Consider the following 2,553-nt stretch of genomic DNA (forward strand, 5'->3'; position numbering starts at 1 on the left):
GCAAAGGTCGATTCCCACTCCGCTGCCGCTTCGATCATGCGCCACCTCACCGGGCCGCACCTCAATCGGAACGTCCATCAGCTTACCAGCCGGGATCTCAGGCCAACAGAAATCTGCCGAAGTAGTGCACTACTTCGGCAGTTTCCTGGAAGCTGGGGAGCGCGGCTGGTAAGCTGATGGCCGGTTCGATTGGGGTGCGGCCTGGCGAGGTGGCTCATGATCGAAGCGACAGCGGGCTGGGAGCAGGCTTTCGCCGAGTGGCTGAAGCCATTCCTAGAGGCCCTCGGCCACAAGGTGCGACAGCGCTGGGCCCCGGTGTATGTGCGGGGTCTACTGGGGCCGGGCGAGCGCAAGAGCGTACAACCGATGGCGGCGCGGGTCTCGCCCGCGGACTGCGACCAGCTGCACCACTTCATCAGCAGCCCGGCTTGGCAAGCCGCCCCACTCGAAGCGGTGCTGGCGCGCGAGGCGGACCGCCTCGTGGGCGGGCCGACAGCGATGCTGATCATCGATGACACCGCGCTGCCCAAGAAGGGCGAGCACTCGGTCGGGGTCGCCCGGCAGTATGCTGGTGTGCTGGGGAAGACGGCGAACTGCCAGGCCCTGGTTTCGCTCACCCTGGCCCGCGACGAGGTGCCGGTGCCCGTGGCGCTGCGGCTCTACCTGCCGAAGGTCTGGTGCCAGGACCGACAGCGCTGCGACAAAGCGGGGGTGCCGGTGGGCTGCCGCATCTTCCACAGCAAGGGGGCGATTGCACTCGAAGAGATCGATCGGCTCCGGGCTGCCGGCGTCCGCTTTGGTTGCGCCCTGGCCGACAGCGGATACGGCCGTAGTGCCGCCTTCCGCCGGGGCCTTGCCTCCCGCGCCCCGCTCTGGGCGGTGGGTATCCCGAAGACGCAGAAGGTCTACTCCGCCGCGGTGAAGCTGTGCTGGCCCGCCCCGCAGGGCAAAGGCCGTCCGCGCCGGCATGGGGTGCCGAACCAGCGGCCGGTGACAGCCGCCGCCGCCCTGAAGCACGTGCCTTGGCGCCCGATCCAGTGGCGACTGGGCACCAAGGGCCCGCTGAGTGCCAGCTTTGCCGCCCGGCGGGTCCGGGTGGCCGAGGGTCCGCAGTCGGAGATCGGACATCGCCTGCCCGGTGATGCAGAGCTGTGGCTGGTGGGCGAGCGGCGCAGCAGCGGCGAGCGGCGGTACTACCTGACCAATCATCCCACTGACACGCCCTTGCAAACCCTCGCGGCAACGATCAAGGCGCGCTGGATCTGCGAACAGGCGCACCAGCAGATGAAGGAAGAGCTCGGTCTCGACCACTTTGAAGGGCGATCCTGGGCCGGCCTGCACCACCATGCCCTGATGGTGCTGATCGCCTTCGCCTTCCTGCAGCACCTCCGGCTCCGGCAGAGTGGCCAGCGGGGAAAAAATCTGCACCACCGGTCCGCCACCCCAACCTACCCTGCCGGCCATCCGGCGCGCGCTGCTCGTTCACCTCGCCGCTCTCATCCGGCTGCGATGCCCCAAATGCCGCGAGACCATTGTCCTGCACAGGCTCGAATGAAAGTGCCAAAGTAGTGCTAGGTATGGCCGGGCCCGATTCTCGAGATCGAGCGCATAAGCCTGGATCCAGCGGAACACCGTCGTGTGGTCGACGCTGACACCGCGATCTTGTAGCATGAGTTCCAGGTCGCGGTAGCTGATCGGGAACATGAGGTACCAGCGAACCGCCCACAGGATCACCTCGGCGGTGAAGTGCCGGCCCTTGAAGGCCACATCGGCCTTCAGCTCCCGCAGTCGATGATCCCGCGCCATGCCCAAAGATGGCCTGCTCCAGGGGCTGGAGCAAACGCTGCAACATAGCCCCCAGGTGAGCATCGCTATGCGCGTGCTGAACGGCATGGCTGAGTTTGGTCTTCCGAAGGCCCAGCGGATGGCCTAACGGCGAGCGCAGCCATCGCCTGAATCAACATAGAGCTGAGCTTACTGCGCTAGCAGGCTGCTGAAAAGCTACCAGCGTCGCGCTTTGAAGGCTGACTCGTCGCCGCGATGGAAGCAGATCTCGCCGGTGATGGTGCCATCGGCCTCAAGTTGGGCGTCGCCGTCGTCGCTGGCGTGGTCCATCTCGTCGCTGCCCTCCCAGGTGAAGTGGATGCTTTCGCCGCCGGGGTGGCCGTCGATCTCGCCCTGGACCGCACCGAAAGCGAATTCACCGCCGCCGTCCGCGTCGAACCGGATGTATCCAGGCCCGAGGAGGTCGATGAACGCGGCGTCCCAGAGCTCCATGCCGGTGATCCGCCACTTGCCGAGTAGCGGGTGTGCCTTGCCGGTCATGACGGGGCGGCTCCGAGGAGCTTCGGCAATCTGACGAGGTTGTAGGCGGCCATGGCGAAGGTGGACTGCCAGTCGATCTTGGCGAGGCCACGGTGCCGTGCCTTGGCGTAGAGCACCAGACCCTGGCCATCCCACCACAGCGCCTTGACCAGATCGCCGCGGCGACCGCGGAACACGAACAGCTGGCCGCTGAACGGATCCTGCCCGAGCGCCTCCTGCACCTGCCGC

At 66.7% G+C, this 2,553-nt stretch carries 4 protein-coding genes and 1 pseudogene; 2 read left to right on the forward strand and 3 right to left on the reverse strand.

What is annotated here, in order from left to right; all coding sequences use genetic code 11:
• The first annotated feature begins 216 nt into the window (after positions 1-216).
• On the forward strand, positions 217-1,569 hold the full coding sequence (locus H7965_RS29465) for an IS701 family transposase (RefSeq protein WP_186774042.1): 1,353 nt from the start codon (positions 217-219) through the stop codon (positions 1,567-1,569).
• Between the two features lie 12 nt (positions 1,570-1,581).
• Here H7965_RS29465 and H7965_RS31555 read toward each other — a convergent pair.
• Positions 1,582-1,806, reverse strand: a pseudogene (locus H7965_RS31555) (hypothetical protein); the annotation flags it as partial.
• Here H7965_RS31555 and H7965_RS31560 point away from each other — a divergent pair.
• The gene (locus H7965_RS31560) at positions 1,805-1,933 is read left to right on the forward strand and encodes a hypothetical protein (protein WP_261394433.1); all 129 of its coding nucleotides are present in this window, start codon (positions 1,805-1,807) and stop codon (positions 1,931-1,933) included. The pseudogene H7965_RS31555 and the gene H7965_RS31560 overlap by 2 nt on opposite strands.
• 68 nt (positions 1,934-2,001) lie before the next feature.
• On the opposite strand, the gene H7965_RS29470 is transcribed toward H7965_RS31560, so the two are convergent.
• Positions 2,002-2,325: a hypothetical protein gene (locus H7965_RS29470; protein WP_222440888.1), complete on the reverse strand. Its 324-nt coding sequence runs from the start codon at positions 2,323-2,325 to the stop codon at positions 2,002-2,004.
• Positions 2,322-2,553, reverse strand: a 232-nt coding sequence (tnpB, locus tag H7965_RS29475; protein WP_186774043.1) for an IS66 family insertion sequence element accessory protein TnpB, incomplete at its 5' end; no start/stop codon positions are given. The genes H7965_RS29470 and tnpB, both read right to left, overlap by 4 nt.

Source organism: Siccirubricoccus deserti (assembly GCF_014283215.1).
GTDB classification, from domain to species: domain Bacteria; phylum Pseudomonadota; class Alphaproteobacteria; order Acetobacterales; family Acetobacteraceae; genus Siccirubricoccus; species Siccirubricoccus deserti.

What these genes read in the sequence shown, in the direction of transcription:
- H7965_RS29470 (WP_222440888.1), bottom strand. Translation starts at nt 2,325, where the DNA reads ATGACCGGCAAGGCACACCCGCTACTCGGCAAGTGGCGGATCACCGGC.
- H7965_RS31560 (WP_261394433.1), top strand. Translation starts at nt 1,805, where the DNA reads ATGCCCAAAGATGGCCTGCTCCAGGGGCTGGAGCAAACGCTGCAACAT.
- H7965_RS29465 (WP_186774042.1), top strand. Translation starts at nt 217, where the DNA reads ATGATCGAAGCGACAGCGGGCTGGGAGCAGGCTTTCGCCGAGTGGCTG.